This window comes from Shewanella sp. MTB7 (assembly GCF_027571385.1).
GTDB lineage: Bacteria > Pseudomonadota > Gammaproteobacteria > Enterobacterales > Shewanellaceae > Shewanella.
Genome location: NZ_CP085636.1, coordinates 1,832,221 through 1,851,610 on the forward strand (window position 1 = coordinate 1,832,221; position 19,390 = coordinate 1,851,610).

Consider the following 19,390-nt stretch of genomic DNA (forward strand, 5'->3'; position numbering starts at 1 on the left):
ATGAAGTTTGATGGTATTTGTTGTTGGATTTGCATCTGAAGTTTGATTTTAATGAGTTGGCTTACAAAAGGTTATCTAATTCACTTGTGTATCAACACGTATCCTTTTGGGGGTGATTACTGTGATGTTCATCGCAAATGGTTGTTCTTAATTTATATATCTTCCCTCGCAGTTTTTCAGATAGGTTTCCAAACTGTGTATCGATTTTTTACTACAATACTTATTTCACTTTCACTTACTGCTTGTTCTTCAATGGATGAACCTGAGTTGTATCACAGGATTAATGAAGCTTATGATTTTGAAGTCACCCACTGTGACAGTTTTGCCATGGTGACTGGCATAGGTAGAGGAGATAAAGCGTTAAGCGATGCTAAGCTCGACGCCACTATTCATGGCGAAGAACTGGGCGGTACACATATTGTTTGGTTACAAACTGACCATGGTGAGCCAACCAAGGTGGTTGCAGTGATATACAAATGCCTACGATAGAGTTTGCAACTGAGACTGGCTAATGGGTTTATTTTTTCTATCTAAACTGCGTAGCCAGTTTATCTCATCAACCCAAATATCTGAATTAATGGTTTCCAATACCAATGGAATATTTTCAGTTGCGGGATGATTCATTATAAATTTAAAGCCCTCTCTACCAATATGGCCCAAACCTAAAGATTGATGCCGATCGACTCGACTGTTTAATGGCGTTTTACTGTCATTGAGGTGCATGGCTTTGAGGTATTGATAGCTAACAATTTTGTCAAACAGTGCAAAACTCTCTTCACAGGCTTGATATGTACTGATGTCATATCCAGCTGCAAACATATGACAAGTGTCAATGCAGATCCCAACTCGGGATTTATCTTCCACTTTATCGATTATCTGAGCCAGTTGCTCAAAGCTATGACCTAAGTTTGACCCTTGCCCTGCGGTATTCTCAATTACTGCGGTGATATTACTCGTGCGCTCTAAAGCCATATTTATCGATTGGCTTATTCTGGTAAGACATTCATCAATCTCTATTTTCCTCAAGTGGCTCCCTGGATGGAAGTTAAGTAGTGTTAAGCCCATTTGCTCACAACGATCCATCTCATCGAAAAAAGCCTCTCTGGATTTTTCAAGCAGCTCCCTATCTGGGTGTCCAAGGTTTATCAGGTAGCTATCATGGGGCAAGATAGCCTCTATTAAGATATTGGCTTGCTCGCAGTTATGTTTAAATGCCGAGATCTGTTCGCAGCATAGTGGGGCTGCCTGCCATCTTCTTTGGTTCTTGGTGAAAAAAGCGAATGCATTCGCCCCTATTTTGTTTGCATTAATGGGGGCATTGGCGATACCACCAGAGGCACTGACATGAGCACCAACCCATCGGTTTGAATTCATTTAAAAATATCCTTACACAGCTATGAGCAAATAGTTACCATCTTTATATGCAATAAAGTCGCTAAATACTAAGCCTTAACTATGCTAATAACAGATTGAAAAAGTTAATAATGAGCATGAGCTAGAAAAAGGGTAATTGGAATGGACTCTACAGTGTTTACAGAATTCTCTCAAACAGACTTTAACCCCATCTGGCCTCGACTTCTCGCTGAACTGGGTAAATTACAGGTGGGCTTTATCAATGGAGAGGACGTGTTGCTTCCCCTTTGCCGAGTCTTGGCTGAGCTTAGTCAATCACAAGCAGTATTGATACTCCATAAAGACTCTTTTGAGTCAGAAGATATGCCTGCCTGTACGACTTGTTGGTGTCGTGATTCTGTTCGGTACTTAACCCTATGGAAAGAGGCCAAAGACTGGCCTTTCCTTGATCAGGAACCGACAGTTCACCGCTGGAAGTCATTCGTAATTTGGCCAGCAAAAAGGGGGAATATTCAAATATTTTTCCACTCAGCAAGTGAAGAGTGGTTGTCATTTATTCTTGCTTCAAATGAGACTTTGTCTGACATTATTATGGGAATGCTAGCACAGCAATCAGGAGGCTGGCAGGAAAGCATTAGCAGCAGAGTGGTTTCAACTGTTGATAGCGAGATGTTTCAATCCATTGTCAGTAATAGTGAAGATCTTATTCTGGTGGCAAGCCGTTCCCCTTTTGGGGTTCCTAGCATCGTGTATGCGAATGCTGCTGCTACCAGTGTTAGCCATTATCCCAGAAGTCAGTTAATTGGTAAGCCAATCACCCTGTTATTTGAACCGGGGCAAACAGAGTTTGAGGGAAGTAGCCTGTTACAGGCCATTAATTGTCGTACTGAGTTTGATGGTGAGCTTATCTGCATTACGGCAGCTAAAGAGGAAGCGCTACTTCACATGCATTTGGTCGCACTTGAAGAGACGAGTGGGCATGGTAGCTTATTTGCGCTAGTGGGTAGAGATATTACTGAACAGAAACAGATTCAACACATCATGGCGAGAACGCAAAAGATGCAAGCTATGGGGCAGTTGGTGGGAGGAATTGCTCACGATTTTAATAATATTCTTGGTGTCTTGAAGGGAAATTTGGAGCTTTTAGAATTAAAAACCTCTGAGGAAAAATCATTACGTTATCTCAATAATGCATTTAAAGCCTGCCAAAGAGGGACTGATCTGACCCGACGGTTACTGCAGTTTTCAAGACAGGAGCAATTCAGTGCTCATCATTGCCAAGTTAATGATGTTATTGGTGGCATGGAAGAGTTGTTAGGGAAATCCCTCACGACGCAGATAACACTAAAAACTGAGATTAAGGCTGGAGTTGCCGATATCTACGTCGATCGAGGTGATCTTGAGGATGCGTTATTGAATTTGGTGCTCAATGCTAAAGACGCAATGGGGGGCGAGGGAGACATCTTAATTAAAACAGATGCCACCTATTTAAGTGGTTTACTGCCAGGAATAACGGGTAGCCCACAAGTGGAAGATGGTCAATACGTGACGGTGTCGGTGCTTGATTCAGGTTGCGGTATTGCGCCTCACCTTTTGGAAAAGATATTTGAACCTTTTTTTACAACAAAAGATAAGAGCAAAGGGACGGGTTTAGGCCTCTCTATGGTTTATGGTTTCGTAAAACGCTCTAAAGGCTATATGAGTGTGATTAACTCTGACAAACAGGGTACTGAGTTTCGTCTCTGGTTTCCTGTGACTAAGCTGACCGTAGTTGAAGAGACAAAAAGCGATGAACGTATACAAATGCCAGTTGTTGCTAAGAAGCTCAAAGTCTTAATTGTTGATGATGAAGTTGAGCTATTGGATGTGTTGACTGACTATTGTGAGCTTTTGGGCATGGAGGTCGAATCTTGTACCGATCCCTTAGAGGTAAGAAAAAAGTACGGTGATGGTTTAGGGGGAATAGAGTTACTGATTACCGATGTGTTGATGCCAGGTGGGATTAATGGTTATGAGTTGGCTAAAGAACTGTCGGCGAATACAGAGCTTCCTGTGTTACTGATATCTGGGTTTATCGGTGATATCGGTATTAATAAAAATGAAGATATGCCTTATCGAGTATTGCATAAACCTTTTGATCTAGGGGGCTTGGTAAGTTCACTGCAGCAGATAGGTATCCAATTTTCCTCTGATAGTGTTTAGGTGAGTTTGAGGCCATTTTCCTAAACGCATATTGGTTAAAATGGTATTTATTACTGAATTAAATGGAATTATAGCTACCAGTTGATTATATGTTGTTAGCGTTTATTAAGGAGATAGAAGATTATGGAGCAAATATTGGTTTGGGTAGTTGATGATGATCTGGATTATTGTGAGTTGATATCAGAGGTGCTCAGTGATGAGTATCAGGTTTCACTTTTTAATGATGCTAATTCATATCGCGTGGCGTTAAAACTGAAAACTCCAGCTCTTATTCTTATGGACATCAATTTACCTGACGTGAGTGGTATTGAGTTATGCCAAGAGTTGATGAATTCAGGAAAAGATGTCGCAGTCATATTTGTCTCAGGTATGAATACCCTTGAAGAGAGGTTGAGGGCTTATGAAGTCAGTGCCGTGGACTTTATTGCTAAGCCTTTTGAACTAAAAGAGTTGCAGGCAAAGGTACAGGCAGTTGCTTCATATCAAGCTAAAAAGCAATCTTTAGTTCAAGCGGAATCGATGTCAAGAAATATGGCGTTTCAGTCAATGACTGAATCATCGCAATACGGCGCTGTATTGCAATTTTTTAGGCAGTGTTTCCTCTGCAATGATTATCAAAGTTTAGCTGATGCTTTTTTTGAGTTGATGCAACAACTCAATCTCAGTACCTGCTTAGAGATCCGCGATGATGAGGTGCACTATTTTGCTCCTAATCAGGCTGATGTTAGCCCAATTGAAGCGAATATTTTGGAACTATTGGATAAGCATGGTCGCTTATATGACTTCGGTTGCCGAACCATATGTAATGATAATCATGTCTCATTTCTCATTAAAAATATGCCGATGGATGATGAAGTGCTATATGGCCGATTAAGGGATGTGATTGCGGTTATTGTTGAAGGATTAGAGGCGCGTATTCTGGATATTGGTCGTCAGAAAACTTTGGAACATGTATTTAAAGAGATCCAAAATCTTTTAGGTAATATCTCTGGAGCGATTGTAGAACATGATAATAAGTTCAGTGCTGCATTGACCGGGGTTACCACAGAAATTCGTAGCAGTTTTCATTTATTGGATATGACGGAAGAGCAAGAGGATTATTTTGCATCTTTAATAGAAAGGAATTTGAAAGAAGCGAGTTCCGCAGGAGATGCTTTTTATCGTCTACAAGGATCGCTTAAAATGGTTAAAAATGTGGTTGAGTCGAGCGTCTCCTAGTGTGGGTCATAGGAAGTAGATTATCTCTCTTTTAATTGATCTTGGTCAGGTCAATATAATATGAGTCTTTGTTACATTGGTTATTCTTTAATCCATTTACTCTTGTTTTATATATAAGGTGTTCAGAATATGGAGATCACTATGCTTGCAAGACTAAACAATGATCATAAGCATATCGCAATTTTGCTCAACATTCTGAAGGTGAAATACGGACGGTTAGAACTTGGTGAAGCTGTTAACTATAATCTTATTAGAGATATTGTTGAGTACATGCAAAGTTACGCTGAGCATAGTCACCATCCTTTAGAGGATATTATTAATCAGTATTACATGACGAAGTACTCTTCTGAAGTGGGTAATGATAAATTGCTCAGAGAGCATCAAAAGATGATAGCGCTTTCAGCGTCTTTAATGACCAGTTTAAACCTAATCTTAAGTGATGTAGTCGTTCCCAAAGAGCAGTTAGTCATGGATCTTAAGTCATATGTTACGGAGCAGGAGGGGCATATGGCATATGAGAACAGCATCATCTTTCCACTATGGTCTAAGATGACTGATGAGGAGGATTGGAAAGAGATTGGGCAGGAGTGCTACCTTAAGTTGGTTGATGATCCTCTGTTTAATGGTAACGATAACACGCTATTTGAAGAGTTAAGGGAGTATATTAATTTGTCTGAAACCAATTAGATAAATTAATTAACAGCCTGTTTAAGAGTTGAGAACAGCATAAATTCTTCTCCTTGACCTCCATGGAGGGAGAAAATGGCATAAAATGTATGGAACATTTATGGCCAGACACAAAAAAGAGCGCTTAAGGCGCTCTTTTTTGTGTTTACACTTTACATCAGGAGGTTATCTAACTCGCATTCGAAACTTTTGTCGATATCCTGCAACTCTTTAAGTAAGCGATGCTTCTCTTTCAGGGCTTCAATTTCACGCCACTTACGTTTCTTGTTGGAGCTTCTTGAGCGACTCGGCCTTTCTACGACTGCATCTAGCGCACTACCATAATCTAGTCGATTCATGGCAACCTCCTGTTGTTGTTATTATGTCCAATAAATAAATACCACACTTTTAAAATAGTGCGCAAGAGAAATGTTTCATTTGTGTTAATTAAGTGTGGTGATTTGATATTGCTTGAAGGGTAAAGGCAGAGGTAAGTATAAAGAAAATAAAAGGATATGCTGCTCTAGACTGGAGTAAAAGAAAAAGCCAGTGAAAACTGGCTTTTTGCTCTTTAAGCTACAAAGTTAAATATTACCTTGTCTAAACATGTTGATTAGCCCATTGCTTGAGCTGTCTAATTCTGTTGCATTAACCTCTGCACTGAGTCTCTCCAGAACATCATTGCCTAAGTTTTTGCCTAGTTCGACTCCCCATTGATCAAAGGAGTTGATATCCCAGATAGCACCTTGAACGAAAGTTCTATGCTCATAGAGTGCGATTAGGGCCCCTAAGGTCGATGGGGTTAACATATCCATCAAAATGGTATTGCTAGGTTTATTACCGGGCATCACTTTATGTTTGGCGATTAAGTCTTGCTCATCGGCAGTTAGCTCGCTGTTTGAAAGCTCTTCCATTGCCTCATCATAGTTTCGGCCCTGCATCAATGCCTGGGTTTGGCCGAAGCAATTAGAAGCTAGTTGAATATGGTGTTCACCGAGTGGATTATGGCTATTAAGCGGCATGATGAAATCAGCTGGGATCAATGCAGTACCTTGATGTAGCAGTTGGTGGTAAGCATGTTGCCCATTAGTCCCTTCTCCACCCCATATTACTGGTCCTGTACTATAGTCCACATCAGTTCCATCTAAGGTGACAGATTTACCATTACTTTCCATATCGAGTTGTTGGAAGTAAGCGGGTAAGCCTCTTAAATAGTGATCATAAGTTAACACTACATGTGATTGAGCATCGTGGAAGTTTCCGTAAAGCAATGAAAGCAAGCCCATAAGAACAGGCATGTTTTCAGCGAGTGGCGCATGTAAAAAATGCTGGTCCATCTCATTGGCACCTTGTAAAAGAGCTCGGAAATTATCCATACCTATCAATAGAGCAATCGGTAACCCAATTGTTGACCAAAGAGAGTAGCGACCTCCGACCCAGTCCCACATAGGAAAGATGTTACTGGCATCGATACCAAATTCGGTGGCTTTGGTGACATTAGAAGTGACAGCGACAAAATGTTGTGCGACATCCTTCTGCTCTCCACCTTGCTTTAAGAACCAATCTTTAGCGCTTAATGCATTGGTCAGTGTCTCCTGAGTACCAAACGATTTGGAAGACATGATGAACAAGGTCGTTTCGGCATCCAGTAGCTTAAGCTTCTCTGTTATTGCGCTGGCATCAACATTGGCGACGAAATGACAGTTTATTTTATCTGTCCAGTAAGGTCTAAGAGCCTGAGAAACTATTTTAGGCCCTAAAAAGGAGCCTCCAATGCCAATGCTTACCACATCGGTGATAGCTTTACCTGTGTAGCCTTTCCAAGCTCCAGAACTGACAGCTTCAACGAAGTTGGCCATCTGCTGCTGAGTCTCATGTACCTCTTGTACAATATTGACACCATCAAGCCGTATTGGTTGCTCAGGTTTAGCGCGAAGAGCAATGTGCAGTACAGCTCGATTTTCTGTCGTGTTGATAACGTCACCATTAAACATGGCTTTTATTTTCGACACGAGCTGGGTTTCATCGGCAAGCTTAAGCAACAAAGAGAGTGTTTCTTGTGTTGCTCTATTTTTTGAGTAATCTAAAAATAGACCACAGGCCGAAGTCGACATCTTGTTAAAACGCTGAGCATCATCTTCGAACAAGTTTCTCATATGAGGCAGTGCTTGAGTATGAGTTTGAAGTGCTTTCCAAGTGTTACTCTGGGTCAGTTTGGTCATCTCTTTACTCCTTCTTAAGAGGCTAATTTCTCTTTAAGCATGACTTCAAGCTTTCCTTGGTCAATAGCAAAGTTGCGAATACCTTCGGCAAGTTTTTCAACAGCCATAGGATCTTCATTAAACGCCCAACGGAATTGTGATTCAGTCAGTGGCTCACCCGCTTCCACTGTCGTTTCTGCCGGAATAAGTTTACGTACAACTTGCGTTTGTGAGTTAGCCATCTCTTCAAGAAGGGCTGGGCCAATTGTTAAACGGTCACAACCAGCAAGTTCGATGATCTCACCTGTGTTTCTGAAACTTGCACCCATTACCACGGTTTTAAAGCCATGATGTTTATAGTAGTTATAGATCTCTGTAACAGATACAACACCTGGATCTTCAGAGGCTGAGTAATCGAGTCCGGTATCTTTCTTGTACCAGTCAAGAATACGGCCAACAAAAGGTGAGATAAGGAAAACGCCAGCTTCGGCACAGGCACGTGCTTGAGCAAAACTAAACAGTAACGTTAGGTTACAGTTAATGCCTTCTAACTCTAGCTCTTTAGCTGCGCAGATACCTTCCCACGTTGATGCTAACTTGATAAGAATACGAGACTTGTCAATGCCGGCGTCTTGATAAAGTTGAATAAGTTTATGCGCTTTAGTGATAGAGCCAGCTTTATCGAATGAAAGGCGAGCATCAACTTCAGTAGAGATACGGCCTGGAACGATTTTTAAGATCTCAACACCGATATTGACGGCCAATTTATCACCGGCATCTCCAACTTGTTGTTCAATGAGATCGCTCTGTGTTTTGGCCCATTCAATTGCATTTTCGATGAGGTGAGCATAGTCCGGGATCTGGGCTGCTTTTAAAATTAATGATGGGTTGGTTGTGGCATCTTCTGGTTGATAACGCTTGATGGCCTCAATGTCACCGGTATCAGCGACGATGGTTGTGATTGATTTGAATTGCTCTAGTGTATTAGCCATAAAATAACATCCTTCTTAAGAAGCAGCTTAAGGTTTGTGATTTGCAGCAGGTATTAAAAGCGATCTTGATGATAAATCCAACCATAAATGAAAAAAAATTACAGAAAAGTTGTAAAATATCAGTAAAAAGGTTTTTAAAGGGTAAGATTGCTTGAAAATACTCGCTTAAATTGAGTATCGAAGAGTATAGCCTGTCGTTTGCTATCATTACAGATAAAAAAATCGCTGCCAGTGGGCAGCGATTTCTCTGTATTACAAGCGAGTTACATCTTACTTAAGCATAAGAACAGATTCACTCTTTAAGTCTGTTATGTAGGCTTCTATACGACGGTTAGCTTTGTTTGCTTCGGGGCTATTACCTTCAATAATTGGCTGCGTTATCCCTTGTCCTTTTGCTGACACTCTATCTTGGTTGATCCCATATTTTTCCACCAAAATGTTCGCAACAGCGTTAGCACGCTTGTCGGATAACATCATATTGTAGGCAGCTTGCCCTACATCTGATGAGTGCCCTAAAATCAGTACGGTTGATTTTGGATTGTTATTCATGTAAGTCGCTAGTTTTTCAATTTTTTCATATGATTCAGCTTTAACTACAGAAGAGTTGTTAGCGAATAAAATTGATCCAACTTCATGTTGCTCAGTCGTTTCGATATAAAGGCTGAGACTACATCCATAGTTATCGATTTGGTGGGTTGACGGGGTATTGCCACATTTATCAAGGTTGTCAATAACACCATCATTGTCTGAATCGAGAGGGGCGACAACCAAAGGAGCGGCAGCAACAGCTGCTGGAGTTGCAGTACCAAATCGGTAGCTAAGCGCTAAGCCCCAATAGTTGCTTTCCATGTCGAGGGTGTTCCACTTGTCATCCTCTAAATTCTCATAGCGGCGATATTTAAGCTGCATTTTTAAGCTTTCAGTGATGTTATAGTCAACTCCAACACCGAAGTAGGGGGCTACGCCACTATCACTGTAATATTCAGTGCCCCACTGTTTGTTGTTTGACAGTAGGTAGTTCATCGCGCCCGCTTCAGCCGAAAGGCCCCAACGTTGTGATAAGGGTAAAAAACCAACCAGACCTAAGGTCATACCTTTAGCGCCTACATCGTTTAACTTATTGGCGTAATCTGTCCACTCAGCGCGACCAAGATCGCGGTAACCTAACTCAACACCAAAATAGTCATTAAATAGGTAACCACCAAATACGTCCCAAGCATAAGGATCATCTTTACCACATACTTTCATGGTTTTCATGTCACAGTTTGGTTCATAATTATTAACACCTATACCACCACCAACGTACCACGGCGTTAGTTCTTGTGCCGCATTGGCTGCAAATGGAAGCATAGAAGTTAGCAGAACTGCTTTTAATGTATTGTTCATCATTTTCCAAATCCTTTTATTATTAATACATCCCCATGACTGCCTATCGATTGATGATGCAGAACCAGCCCTTTGGGAGGGGAATCCTTTGTTTTTGTCGCTGGTGTCACTATTATCCATTGAATTGTGAATAATTTCCAACTTGATTGTGATTTATTGGTTGCTTTGTGTGGTTCGTTGGTTGTTTTGAATGGTTTTTTGTGTGAAAAGGTGTATCCAGTGGGGATACACCTTATAAATTAATTTTGTTTAATAAAGCCCTTTTTAGCGATTCCAGACCCAGTTTTCTAAGCTTATAGGGTCGACACCGTTGGCTTTGATGTAATTTCTATGATCGACTAAGCGTTGAAGCATGTCAGTGGTTAAAGAAACATGTTGAGTTTCATCAATGACACCCTGTTGGAATAGCTTGTACGCCATATCAATGACTAAGTGATAACGAGATGTGCCATTTCGTACTCCCATATCGAATGGTGTAGTCGTAGAGCCTTCCTCTTCATAGCCCTTGATTCTGAATCTGCGGTTACCTTTATAGTCAAAGACCAATTTCTTAATGGTATTTGGGTAGCCGTGATAGTTAAATATCACCCCTTTATCAGTGGTAAAAATCTCATCCATTAACCAGGGCTTACTTTGGAAATCTACACTACCAAGGCCACTGCTGGTTAGCTCGGTTACACTGACAAAACGGATACGCACTCGTGGAAGCAACTCGCGGATCAGTACCAGAGATGCCATCGCCTCCTGGGTGACATAATCACCACAACCGACTAGTACCACATCAGGGTTTTCATCCGATGCAAAATCCCACACCATGACGCCATCTTTAGCTTGTTGGCGTGCTTCATCAAGTGTTAACCATTGAGGAAGATCTTTTTTGCCTGCCACCAGAATATTTAACTTGTCTCTGTCATCAAAAGCGCGCTCGGTATAGACGAGTGTACTGTTGCCATCAGCAGGTAGATAAGCCGAGATGATCTTTGGGTGTTTTTCCAGCATCGCCCCTAAGAAAGATGGGTTCTGATGTGAGTAACCATTGTGATCTTGTCGCTCAAGTAGTGAAGATAGTACAACGTTACAGGCTGGTACGGGTTTACGGAAATGAACCCCTTGACTTGCATATACATATTTGCAGTATTGATCTGCCATAGAAGATACCACTTGTGAGAATGACTCATAAGTGGGGAACATGGCGTGACGACCGGTAACTGTATAACCATGCATCATACCAAAGAGCAAGTTTTCTGATAGCAGTTCTATGACGCGTCCGTCGCGCGCCATATCTTGATCCCACTCTTCGATAGGCCACTGCCATGCTCGGTCAGTCTCTTCAAATACTGCTTGAAGCTGGTTTGAATAGGTTTCATCTGGGCTGAATATACGTAAATTGCGTTGTTCGCGGTTAAGTTTGAATGCATCACGCATCCACTCGCCCATCTTGAACATAGAGAGACCACGCTGTCCTTTTGGCGTTTCTGGTCCGTATGCAAGCTTTTCAAGATCAGGTTTAATCAAGGGGCGAACGACTTCACCACCATAACTTAAGTGCTGTTGACCACAACAGAGTTCACTTGGTGGGATTAATGATTGGATCTCTGCATCGAAAATTAACTCGCCTTGTTCATTGATTGAGTAGAGTTCATTAAACTTGTAACTGGCAAGCCAAGTGTCAAGCGCATCTAGGTGGCCTTTATCGCTTGCACATTTGTTGACGATAACTTGATGAGACTCACAATTCCCCGCTAACTTCTTACCATTATATTCAGCTGTACCAGTCCAGCCTTTGGCGGTCCGCATCAAAATAACAGGCCAGCGTGGTTTAACTACATCTTCACCATTGCGTGCTCGGATCTGAATATCTGTGATCATCTCATAAGCGGTGTCCATGGCGTTAACCATCTGCACATAGACATCTTCATCCAGTTCATCATCGACGATGAATGGTTGGTAACCCAGTCCTCTAAATTCAAGATCTAACTCTTCGTGGCTCATACGGCCCATGCGAGTTGGACCAGAAATTTTATAGCCATTGATGTGAACGATGGGAAGAACCGCACCGTTGGTTGCGGGATCGACTAAGCGGTTAGCATACCAAGATGCGGCTAATGGGCCTGTTTCTGACTCTCCATCACCGATTAAACACGCTGCTATTAGATCTGGGTTATCTAATACCGCTCCCCAGGCAACAGAAAGTGAATAGCCCAGTTCACCGCCCTCTAAAATTTGGCCCGGTGCTTCAGGGTTTGCATGAGAAGGGTAGCCATAAGCCGCAGAGAATTTTTTACAGATATCTTCAATACCAGTTTCATTGTAGGGAATGTTTTCTGGGTAGAAGTGACTGAGAGAGCCCTCCATAAATAGGTTAGCCTGCACTGCCGGGAAACCGTGGCCTGGGCCAACAAGATAGACGAACGAACGTTGGTTTTTAACAATAAGTCGGTTGACGTTAGCATAAACAAAATTGATACCGGGACATGTTCCCCAATGGCCAAGTAATCTGGGCTTGATATCTGAGTGCAGAAGTGAACGCTTATGCAGTACGTTTTGTTTGAGATAAATTTGTGATGTGGCTAAAAAGTTAGTGGCTCGGACAAATTTCTTTAATGCGCTGATCTCTTGCTGATGTGACATAAATGACCCCATTTTTAGTAAGCAAAAAGTTAATCAAACCTTATGGGAAATACTATATTTGTAATTTTATTACAAAAACGTGTTCTATATCTTGTTTTGATAAAGTTATCAAATTTGTAAAATGTTACTGAAATGGTGGTGAACCCTTTGTTTTATCAGTTGTGAAAAGTAATGTTGAGTGTAAATGGCTGTGACTTAGCTGTTATGCAAGTGGTTAAATGTGAGGCTGGTCACGCGAGGTATTTTTAATGGTATGCTATTTTGTGACTGTGAATTCGGTAAGCGTGGCTGAGTTAGGTTACGTAAGGAAAATTCTAATAGATAATTTACCGGTATTCTTTGATCAAAATTGGAAGGAAAATTAAACAAGTCAAATACGGAAGAGAAAAATAATTTAGTCTGTATTTGTCATAGGGATAAAAATTAGCTTATGTTTGAAAATTTAATAACGTCTATAGAGTCTGGGATCAATGCTATTAATGGCTTGCTCTGGGGCAGTGTGCTTATTTATGTGTTAGTTGCTGCAGGGATTCTTTTTACACTCCGTTTAGGTTTTATCCAATTCCGTTTGTTCGGACACGGTGTAAAACTGGTGCTTCAAGGCCGTGAAAAAGTTGATGGCATCTCTTCATTCCAGGTTTTCTGTACTTCGATGGCTGCGCGAGTTGGAACAGGAAACATGGCAGGTGTAGCCGTGGCTATCACTGTTGGTGGTGCAGGGGCTATTTTCTGGATGTGGCTAATTGCCATGTTGGGTATGGCAACCGCATTTATTGAGTCTACCTTAGCGCAAGTTTATAAAGTCAAAGACAGCGACGGTCAGTTCCGAGGTGGTCCAGCATATTATATGGAACGTGGTCTAGGTAAGCGTTGGATGGGCACTGTTTTCTCGATATTGCTTATCAGTGCTTTTGGCTTTGCGTTCAACTCAGTACAAGCCAATACCATGACGGATGCATTAAATAATGCATTTGGTTTCGACAAAACGCTTATTGGTGTCATGATCGTACTTGCCTCTGCTTACATCATATGTGGTGGGCTTAAAAAGGTCGCTAAGGCATCAGAACTCATCGTTCCTGTTATGGCGGTTGCATATTTAGGGATCGCCCTGGTTGTTTTGGTGACGAACATTGAGCAAGTTCCCGCTGCGCTATCTTTGATTTTTAAGAGTGCAATGGGATGGGAAGAGGCTGCTGGCGGTGCCATGGGCGCGATGATGGCGGGTATTGCGCGTGGTTTGTTCTCAAATGAGGCGGGTATGGGCAGTGCAGCTAATATTGCCGCTTCTGCTACACCAAACCCTAATCATCCGGCATCCCAAGGTTTTGTACAGATGATTGGTGTCTTTGTTGATACCATCGTTATCTGTAGTGCTTCTGCGGCAATCATTTTGCTGTCGGGTGTACTGGATAATCCAGGTGAGCAGCAAGGTATTGGCTTGTTACAGTTAGCCTTAACCAATGAACTGGGGAGTTGGTCTGCTTACTTCTTGGCATTTGCAATTATCTTGTTCTGCTTCTCCTCTATTATAGCTAACTATAGCTACGCTGAAACCAATGTGATATTTCTTAGTAAGAATAAGAAAGTATTATATATTTTTCGTGCTCTAGTACTGGCAATGGTGATGGCGGGCTCTGTGGCATCACTGAGTATGGTATGGAATTTCGCTGATTTGACGATGGGATTAATGGCCTTGGTTAATATCGCGGCCATCGTGATGCTGTCTAAAGTGGCTTACGCTGTTATTAAGGATTATGAACGTCAACTGAAATTAGGGCTTACACCGACTTTTGATAGTAGTTTGTTTCCTGAAATCGATAATTTAGAGGGCGGGATCTGGGTGAATAAAAATCAACAAACTGCCCAGAGTGATAAACAGAGTAAGCAAACAAAGGCTTAATCGGTCTAGGTTTGGCTAAATGAATTAGCACAATCTAAAAAACCACGTGTAATAGCGTGGTTTTTTTTCGATTTGAAAAGTATCATGTTTACCAGTCAATAAACCTTAAGGATGAAGAATGTTAGTTTTAGTTTCACCAGCAAAGACCTTAGATTATAAAAATGAAGCGGCGACAACTGAATACACTCTCCCTAAGTTAACCCAATACAGTGAACAGTTGATCAATGAGTGTCGCAAACTGACGCCGACTGATATCGCCTCTTTAATGAAAGTCAGCGATAAAATTGCTGGATTAAATGCCGCGCGTTTCGAGAGCTGGAACCCAACATTTACCACTGATAATGCTAAGCAAGCAGTTTATGCCTTTCGTGGTGATGTCTATACCGGCTTAGATGCCGATAGCTTATCAACAGCAAGCCTAAGCCGAGCACAAACTCACTTGCGCATCTTATCAGGCTTATATGGCTTGTTAAGGCCGTTAGACTTGATGCAACCCTATCGTTTAGAGATGGGAACACGTCTAGCTAATGCCAATGGCACTAACCTGTATCAGTTCTGGGGTGATGTGATCACCGACGAAGTTAATCTTGCCCTCGAGGCGCAGGGTGATGATATGGTGGTGAACTTAGCGTCAAATGAGTATTTTAAAGCGGTAAAGCCTAAGTTGGTTAACGGCACTATTATCACTCCAGTATTTAAAGACCGCAAAAATGGTCAATACAAGGTGATTAGCTTTTTCGCTAAACGTGCTAGAGGCATGATGGTGAGATACATTCTTGATAATGATATTAAAACCCTAGCAGGCTTAACCAAGTTTGATGCTGCCGGATACTATTACTGCGAAGCCGAATCAACGCCTGCTTCACCAGTGTTTAAACGCGAAGAACAGTAACTTGTCTGATAACAAGTTATAAGTATCTTTTTAGATTGGGTTCATTGGGCCGGTTTGGTACTTATTAAGTTTGCTAGGTGCCAAAATTTCAATGTTAACCTATAGCCTGCAGCGGTGCTGTATATGGATATACGAATGTCGTGATCACACGGATGTGAATGAACGACCTGAATGTGCAAGCACTTCTATGACTCGCCGCAAGCACAATCCCTGTGGGCTCTGCCGTGACATCCTTGTCACGGAAGGTCACAGCCGTGTTCACACCCAATTGCTAATTTCTTCGAGCTAGAATTACCAAATTATTTTCCCATCATGCTGAATATTTTTTGGGGTTTTCAATACGTCTACATCATAAATACCGTAAGAGAATGCCTTATTAACTTTAACTAATGAGGTGTAATCTAGAGCCAATAGTTCATCAGCTTTTTTATATGGAAGAGCAATATTCATCCCACCATAGCTCGCAATACTGTGGTACATTAATGCATCAAGAGATGGGTGTTTTTCAAACAGTAGCTTTGTCAGTGTTCGGGAATGTATGTAATCAAAACGAGAGGCTACCGGATCGGTAATAATTTCATCAAAAAACATATCTGGGTACAAATATGCCCATGCTTTTTTTCTATCTTCTACCAGCAGCTTGTTTACTACATTAGCAAGAACTTTGGCATGCTAGTCAGAAATAAAAGTGCCGCTCCCCATTGAAGCCTTATATTTTTCTCCGATAATTTCTACACGCAATGGCTTATCTGTTGAGCGGAATCCACTGACTTAAACAACATCCCCTTCTTTTGCCCCTATTTCTGCTAATGCAATATCAAGTGAGAGGCTTAGATATAAAAATGGGTCACCTTTTTCATTAACCCGCCCAACGTTTGTAAATTGTAAAGGAGGGTAATAGATTTCTGATGTATTAGTAAAAGCTTGTTCATTTTTAGTCATTCTTGCTCTGATGTATGAGTTCTCATACTTATATTCAAAGTTTATGATGTCATAGAATTGCAGAGCATATTTGATGCCATCATAAATAAATGTTGCTGAGTTACTTGCTTTAATGTCTTGCACTAAATTATGCATATAATCTAGATCAAGAATCCACTTTTCAACTGGCACGTAATTTCCTTGAGATAGCTAACTGCTATAGTACTTTAGAGTTTATTCTAACGTACTAGATAACAACATAAATAAAATTTAAACTAACCAATTTACTATTATTCTGCTGATGAAAATTGAGTACGACGTGGGTGTGACTAGTTACGATATGTACTGCTAGAAAGCTAAATCGAAGAGGTAGATAACCTAGGTGTAGATGCGGCTGCGAGTTTCGGTTTCAGGGATGAAATCGTAAAGCGGCCAGGGATGGTTTTACAGCGTCTCGCAGAAGTGTCTACACATGAGCTCACTGCAGGTGATAGATAGCAATGAAGGTTCGTTTTAAAGGGAACCTTCAAATGCCAACTAAGTCAGAAACTCAGACTAAGAAAAATGTAATCAAGCTTCATTCGAAGCGAAAAAAGCCACCATTATAGATAAACGGTGGCTAAATTGATGAGGCAAAAATAAAGCTGATCGCTAAACAGCTATTTAGTAAAATCTACTTAGTAGCCAAAGGTCGTAAATCAATTTCTGATTGAGCCATTAGATAGGCAAACTGGGCATAGGCGGCGACGTTTTGTTGTAGCGCTGCAGGATCTATTTTATCCAGCGTGTCATTGGGTGTGTGGTGATAGTCAAAGTAATCACGGCCATCTTGCCTTAATGATGCTACTGGTACGCCTTGTTTGGGCAGCATGGAGACATCTGGGCCACCAGATGCGGTATTGGTGCCCATCGCGACGCCATTCGCTGTCATAGGAGCACTAAGTGTTAATACATCCTTAAAAGCTTGTTCAGCGACGCGGTAATCGATTTGATAGATTCGACCTGCACCGAAATCAGACTCTGCGGCAATATAGTGCATAGCCAGTTCATCTTGATGAGCTTTAGCGTAAGCTTTACCACCAATAAGTCCTAGCTCTTCGGCTGCGTAGAGTACGACTCGTATGGTTCTGGCTGGTTTTTGAGGCAAGTCTTGGATCAATTTTCCCGCAGCAATCACAATGCCAACCCCTGCGCCATCATCTAATGCACCAGTGCCTTCATCCCATGAGTCAAGATGTGCGCCGATAAGTACGATCTCATCTGGCTTGCTTGAACCTGTGACTTCGGCAATCACATTGTAAGAGGTGGCGTATCCATGGCTTTGTGGTGACATTTTAATTTTTAAAACAACATTGTCATCTCGTTTTAGCATCAAATTTAGCTGATCAGCATCGGGTGAGGATAATGCTGCTGCAGGAATTCGTGGCACATCATCTTGATAGCGCATCGCACCAGTGTGGGCCATTCTGTCGTGATCTGTGCCGATGGAGCGAATAACGATAGCTAGAGCGCCTTTAGATGCTGCAGTCACCGCGCCCCGTGAACGGCCACCTACGGTTTTACCATAACCCTTTCCTGTCGTGTGACGCTCAGTCTTATGATCGATAAAAGCTATTTTCCCCTCTAATGAGCCTGCTGGTGCAGCCTTTAGTGCAGTTAATGTGTCAAAGCGTACAATCGGGGCGGTAATTCCTTCAAGGGGCGTTGCAACACTGCCTCCTAAAGCGGTAATGACTAAGCTTTGAGGATAAGGGGTTACCACAGTGGCTTCGGCACTACCTCGATCCCATACCGGCACTTTTACTGGCTCTTTGTAAACGTTATCAAAACCTAATTGATTTAATTTGTTTTCAGCCCATTGAACCGCAATGAGATCTTTCTCGCTACCGGACAATCTAGGACCAACCTCTACGGTTAGGGATTCAACCAAGTCATAGGCCAAGGGGGAGGAGAGTGCGTCTTGTTGTAATTGTTTAGAAACTTGAAGGTTTTCGGAAGGTGGTGGTATTTGTTGACAGGCTAAAAGTGAACCTGAAAGACAAGTCATGAGTAAGATGTGTTGGTAGTTTTTCATAAGTTTCCTTTGTTTTTATTACTTATGTCCCATTTTGGAAAACAATCTAGCAAAAAGTGTGCTTTATGTCCCGACTATATCTGTAAGGCAAGGCTATATTAGTGGCGGGGATTGTTTTAGGAGAATTAGATTTTAATGAGTATTGAATTAATGCAGCAACGTGCTGATCACGCCGTTGTAATGTTGAAAGCCTTAGCTAATGAGCGTCGCCTTTTTATTCTGTGTTATCTACTGAGTGAAGGGGAGATGTGTGTTGGTGAGATGAACAAGAAGCTGGGTCTAAGTCAGTCTGCTTTATCACAACATTTAGCCTGGTTAAGAAAAGATAATTTAGTTGAAACTCGCAAGGAAGCTCAGACGGTTTACTATTCGTTAAAGAGCCATGAAGTTGCAGAAATCATTAAATTACTTGATAACATCTATTGTAGTAAATTAAAGACAGTTGCTTAATAAAGCTAAGACCAGTTGTTAGTTTTTTACTAGCGACTGATTTATGACTGGATAAGAGTGGCACAATGGATGACTGATGGAGAGGCTTGCCTCTCTATTTTTTTGTCTTAATTTTGATGTATCATGGAACGATAGGCATAAAAAAACCGACCAAGGCCGGTTTTTAGAATTTGCTTTAAAGTTAAAAATTAAGCAGCAAGTGCTTTGATTTTAGCATTTAAGCGTGACTTATAACGAGCAGCCTTATTCTTGTGAATAAGACCTTTAGTCGCCATACGGTCAACAATTGGTTGTGCTACAGCGAAAGCAGCAGTAGCTGCAGCGTGATCACCTGCAGTGATTGCAGCAATTACTTTTTTAACGTAAGTACGTAACATTGAGCTACGGCTAGCGTTATGCTGACGACGCTTCTCAGATTGAAGCGCGCGCTTCTTTGCAGACTTGCTATTAGCCAAGGTGCAACTCCTAAATAGGGTTAGATATTTTAAAGGTCGGGAATATGCC

The 19,390-nt window shown here is 41.5% G+C and carries 17 protein-coding genes; 7 read left to right on the forward strand and 10 right to left on the reverse strand.

The window, feature by feature from the left end:
- Positions 1 to 252: 252 nt before the first annotated feature.
- Positions 253 to 489, forward strand: a complete 237-nt coding sequence (locus HWQ47_RS07660; RefSeq protein WP_269971692.1) for a hypothetical protein — start codon at positions 253 to 255, stop codon at positions 487 to 489.
- Here HWQ47_RS07660 and nfo read toward each other — a convergent pair.
- Positions 481 to 1,374 (reverse strand): deoxyribonuclease IV, encoded by an 894-nt coding sequence (nfo, locus tag HWQ47_RS07665; RefSeq protein WP_269970573.1) that lies wholly within the window; start codon positions 1,372 to 1,374, stop codon positions 481 to 483. The genes HWQ47_RS07660 and nfo overlap by 9 nt on opposite strands.
- 141 nt (positions 1,375 to 1,515) lie before the next feature.
- On the opposite strand from nfo, the gene HWQ47_RS07670 reads away from it, so the two are divergent.
- From HWQ47_RS07670 to HWQ47_RS07680, 3 genes are all read left to right on the forward strand, one after another.
- Entirely contained in the window at positions 1,516 to 3,555 is a 2,040-nt protein-coding gene (locus tag HWQ47_RS07670; RefSeq protein WP_269970574.1) for a hybrid sensor histidine kinase/response regulator, read from the forward strand.
- Positions 3,556 to 3,678: 123 nt separating this feature from the next.
- On the forward strand, positions 3,679 to 4,773 hold the full coding sequence (locus HWQ47_RS07675; RefSeq protein WP_269970575.1) for a response regulator transcription factor: 1,095 nt from the start codon (positions 3,679 to 3,681) through the stop codon (positions 4,771 to 4,773).
- A 141-nt stretch (positions 4,774 to 4,914) separates the two neighbouring features.
- A complete protein-coding gene (locus tag HWQ47_RS07680) occupies positions 4,915 to 5,460 on the forward strand; it encodes a hemerythrin domain-containing protein (protein WP_269970576.1) in 546 nt (181 codons plus the stop codon).
- A gap of 152 nt (positions 5,461 to 5,612) precedes the next feature.
- Here the strand turns inward: HWQ47_RS07680 and HWQ47_RS07685 are convergent, their stop codons facing one another.
- The 5 genes from HWQ47_RS07685 to HWQ47_RS07705 form a co-directional block, all read right to left on the reverse strand.
- Positions 5,613 to 5,798 carry a DUF3545 family protein gene (locus HWQ47_RS07685; RefSeq protein ID WP_012323916.1) on the reverse strand — a complete coding sequence of 62 codons (186 nt, stop codon included), beginning with the start codon at positions 5,796 to 5,798 and terminating at the stop codon, positions 5,613 to 5,615.
- Positions 5,799 to 6,023: 225 nt separating this feature from the next.
- Positions 6,024 to 7,661, reverse strand: coding sequence for a glucose-6-phosphate isomerase (gene pgi, locus HWQ47_RS07690; RefSeq protein ID WP_269970577.1), 1,638 nt, complete (start codon positions 7,659 to 7,661; stop codon positions 6,024 to 6,026).
- A 14-nt stretch (positions 7,662 to 7,675) separates the two neighbouring features.
- The gene (gene tal / locus HWQ47_RS07695) at positions 7,676 to 8,632 is read right to left on the reverse strand and encodes a transaldolase (RefSeq protein ID WP_269970578.1); all 957 of its coding nucleotides are present in this window, start codon (positions 8,630 to 8,632) and stop codon (positions 7,676 to 7,678) included.
- 270 nt (positions 8,633 to 8,902) lie between these two features.
- Positions 8,903 to 10,021, reverse strand: coding sequence for an OmpA family protein (locus tag HWQ47_RS07700; protein ID WP_269970579.1), 1,119 nt, complete (start codon positions 10,019 to 10,021; stop codon positions 8,903 to 8,905).
- Between the two features lie 261 nt (positions 10,022 to 10,282).
- Positions 10,283 to 12,649, reverse strand: coding sequence for a phosphoketolase family protein (locus HWQ47_RS07705; RefSeq protein WP_269970580.1), 2,367 nt, complete (start codon positions 12,647 to 12,649; stop codon positions 10,283 to 10,285).
- Positions 12,650 to 13,079: 430 nt separating this feature from the next.
- On the opposite strand from HWQ47_RS07705, the gene HWQ47_RS07710 reads away from it, so the two are divergent.
- Positions 13,080 to 14,549 carry an alanine/glycine:cation symporter family protein gene (locus tag HWQ47_RS07710; protein WP_269970581.1) on the forward strand — a complete coding sequence of 490 codons (1,470 nt, stop codon included), beginning with the start codon at positions 13,080 to 13,082 and terminating at the stop codon, positions 14,547 to 14,549.
- Positions 14,550 to 14,667: 118 nt separating this feature from the next.
- A complete protein-coding gene (gene yaaA, locus HWQ47_RS07715) occupies positions 14,668 to 15,441 on the forward strand; it encodes a peroxide stress protein YaaA (RefSeq protein ID WP_269970582.1) in 774 nt (257 codons plus the stop codon).
- Between the two features lie 291 nt (positions 15,442 to 15,732).
- Here yaaA and HWQ47_RS07720 read toward each other — a convergent pair whose 3' ends face one another.
- From HWQ47_RS07720 to HWQ47_RS07730, 3 genes are all read right to left on the reverse strand, one after another.
- The gene (locus HWQ47_RS07720; RefSeq protein ID WP_269970583.1) at positions 15,733 to 16,032 is read right to left on the reverse strand and encodes a hypothetical protein; all 300 of its coding nucleotides are present in this window, start codon (positions 16,030 to 16,032) and stop codon (positions 15,733 to 15,735) included.
- Positions 16,033 to 16,212: 180 nt separating this feature from the next.
- Positions 16,213 to 16,554 carry a hypothetical protein gene (locus tag HWQ47_RS07725; RefSeq protein ID WP_269970584.1) on the reverse strand — a complete coding sequence of 114 codons (342 nt, stop codon included), beginning with the start codon at positions 16,552 to 16,554 and terminating at the stop codon, positions 16,213 to 16,215.
- Positions 16,555 to 17,035: 481 nt separating this feature from the next.
- Positions 17,036 to 18,436, reverse strand: a complete 1,401-nt coding sequence (locus HWQ47_RS07730; RefSeq protein ID WP_269970585.1) for a M28 family metallopeptidase — start codon at positions 18,434 to 18,436, stop codon at positions 17,036 to 17,038.
- A gap of 135 nt (positions 18,437 to 18,571) precedes the next feature.
- On the opposite strand from HWQ47_RS07730, the gene HWQ47_RS07735 reads away from it, so the two are divergent.
- On the forward strand, positions 18,572 to 18,886 hold the full coding sequence (locus HWQ47_RS07735) for an ArsR/SmtB family transcription factor (RefSeq protein WP_269970586.1): 315 nt from the start codon (positions 18,572 to 18,574) through the stop codon (positions 18,884 to 18,886).
- Between the two features lie 188 nt (positions 18,887 to 19,074).
- On the opposite strand, the gene rpsT is transcribed toward HWQ47_RS07735, so the two are convergent.
- Positions 19,075 to 19,341: a 30S ribosomal protein S20 gene (gene rpsT / locus HWQ47_RS07740; protein WP_269970587.1), complete on the reverse strand. Its 267-nt coding sequence runs from the start codon at positions 19,339 to 19,341 to the stop codon at positions 19,075 to 19,077.
- Positions 19,342 to 19,390: the final 49 nt, after the last annotated feature.